Here is a 2,713-nt window from a genome sequence, read left to right as displayed (position 1 = left end):
CTGGGCCGCCACTCTCGATGAGCGTGGTGCACCAGAAGGCGGCGGCCAGGTAGGGGCCGGCGAGGAGCATCGCTGGCACGCCCCACTTCAGTCCCTTCCGGGTGCGGATCAGGTCGAGCAGGACGTTGCTCGGCATGTATCGGCGCAGGAAGTAGCGGACCTCGGCGCTGGCTGTCCACAGTAGGCGGATCACGATGGGCTCCTCTCAACACGCGAGTCGTTGTCGAGACGGTGCGTGGAGAGTGACCCGAAGGTCTGCCGCGAGCGGCCCAAAGGTAAGGAGAAATCCGCCTCACCTTCAAGGCTACGCCGCGGCCCCGACATTGGGAAGGGTCAGATGCTGCGCCCGGGGCCGGACTGGTCGCGCCTTGCGGACTGGAGACCGGCCTCTGCCTGACGGCTCTCATCAGCGGCCAGCTGACGTACGTGGTCGAGCGCGGATCGCGCCCTCGCAGCGTCGATCTTCTGCGCGGCTGATTCGGGCGGGGCGCCGAGGGGCGCGTCGTCGGTGATGCGGTAGCGGTCGCGGTAGACGGCGACCACTCGTGCAGACTTGCGCCAGGCCGCGGCTCGTCGTCGGTCGGTAGGCGGCGTTCCGAGTGCCGACGTCCACGGTGCGCTCTCGGTCAGCGCAACTTCGAGTACGGCGCCGGCGCGGTGCTCGATCAGCGCTTCTCGCTCGTGGAGAGCTGTCCGCATCTCGGCGTCGATGACTCCGTGCGCCTGCGGGATAAGGCCGGCGATGAGTCGCGGCGGCTTGCGGGTCCTGCCGGAGCCTGCGGGCCGGGCGGTCGCGCGCTCGACCCGGTAGTGGAGGACGGCGGCGATGTCGTCCGCGTCACCAAACCCGCGCGCGCCCACAAGGCGCGGCAGCAACACATCGACGTTGTGATGATTGGCGTCGGCGCGTCGGAGTTCGGCCGCGAGCGGGCCGAACGCTTCGGACTCCATGGCGTTCTCGGCCTGTTCCTCGGTGAGCCCGGAGCCGCGGATGAGGGTGGCCCAGCGGTCGTGCTGGGCGGCGGCGGCGATGGTCTCATACTCGGCGGCGAGCTGAGCGATAGAGCCCCACTGTTCCTGCTCAGCCAAGATGGTCTCGTGCGCCGAGAGTTCGGCTCCGCTGTGCTGCAGAACGCCGTAGAGCACGCTTCGTGCTGTGGCATGTGGGTCGTCGCCGGGGTGCGGCTGCGCGTGGTCGTCGGCGCGGTCGAGGGTCACGTAGGCGTGGTTGGAGTGCCGTCCTCGGGTCATCGCGACGTAGAAGGTCTCCCTTGTCGAGGTCGGTTCGACCAGCACGTGCGCGCTGTCGGTCGTGATGCCTTGGGCGCGGTAGGCGGTGACTGCGTAGCCGAGATCGACATGCTCGGCCACGTACGAGGCTGGGAGGACGATGCTGCCGCCGAACCTGCGTCTCCGCCGACGAGCCCTGCTGGTGCCGTCGTCGCGGACGGTGGTGCCGTTCCCGTAGTCACGTGCGATGGTGATTGTCCCGTCGTCGCCCACGGCGGTGACGGTCCAGATGTCGCCGTTGCGTACCCAGTCCCGCCCTGCCATGGTGCGGAGGTTCCGGTTGTTGCGTCGGGTGATGATGGTGTCGCCGACGCCTGCGGCGGTGCCGTCGCGCAGTTCGACTTCGCGGTCGGGGTTCAGCGTCTTGTTGAGGATCAGGTCGGCGCGGGCGCGACCGTTCAGCATGGTCACGTCTTCGTGGGTTTCGGCGATCAGCACCGAGACGAGTCCGGCGTCGCGGTCGGCGCGCCAGGCGTTGTAGGCGGCGTCGGTCATGGCCTCGGAGTCGCCGTCGGTGATGCGCTCGTGGGTGAGATAAGTGTCGATAGCCGCCGTGCGTCCGTGGCGCAGTTCGAGCGAGGCGGTCTTCTCCCAGGCGTGGGTGAAGCGGTGAACGTCGACCAGTTCGGGGGTGTCGGCGCGGTCTCTGGCGATCATCGCGAACGCGCCGCCGGCGTCCACGGATTGCAGTTGGGCGTAGTCGCCGACCAGCAGCACCTTCGCGCCCGCGTCTTGGGCGAGGTGGGTGATGCGGTCCAGTGACAGGGTGCCGGCGAGGGAGGCTTCGTCGATGATGACAAGCTGTCCCGCCTCGAAGGTGGTGCCGTGGAGGAGGTGGTTCTGCCACCACTTCGCCGTGTTCTCAGTCTCGATCCCGAGATCGTCGGCGAGGACCTGTGCGGCAACCGCTGACGGAGCGAGCCCGACGACGGAACCGGAGCCGTGCTCGGATTCCCAGGCGCGGCGGAGCGCGTTCATGGCGGTGGTCTTGCCTGCCCCGGCAGGACCGACCAGCACGTCGAGCATCCGTCCTGACACCGCGATGCGGGTCAAGGCGTCGGCTTGGTCGTCGCCGAGCATCCGACCATCCGCGTCGGGTCTGCGCGTGATCTTCTCGACCGTTGCGAGCGGCACCGTCGGCCCGGTCAGGTTCGCTGCTCGTTCGAGGAGTCTGTCCTCGGCAGCGAGCTGGGACTCGGAGGTGAACACGGTCGAGCTCTTCGGCCGGAACACCGAGGTGCCGTCGGGGCGGCGGAACATGGCGGGCTAGGCGGCGAACTCGGGCGGCGTCAGCCGAAGGGAAACGAACTCGGCGGCATCGGCAACCATCGCGACGATCGCTTCCCGATCGTGCATGGTGGCGAACCGCCAGCCCATCGGGCTCTTCGCAGATGAGGGTGTAGAAGCTGACGGCGCGGCGGTG

Annotated in this window: 2 pseudogenes; both read right to left on the bottom strand. The window is 68.6% G+C overall.

The features are described from left to right. Positions 1-193, bottom strand: a pseudogene (locus L979_RS12365) (sulfate permease); the annotation flags it as partial. A gap of 140 nt (positions 194-333) precedes the next feature. After that, positions 334-2,713, bottom strand: a pseudogene (locus tag L979_RS12360) (ATP-dependent RecD-like DNA helicase); the annotation flags it as partial.

It is taken from the genome of Kocuria sp. ZOR0020 (assembly GCF_000800955.1).
In the GTDB taxonomy this organism is placed as follows: domain Bacteria; phylum Actinomycetota; class Actinomycetes; order Actinomycetales; family Micrococcaceae; genus Kocuria; species Kocuria subflava.
The sequence above is the reverse complement of the archived record's forward strand: the minus strand, read 5'-3'. Positions and strand labels throughout refer to the sequence as shown.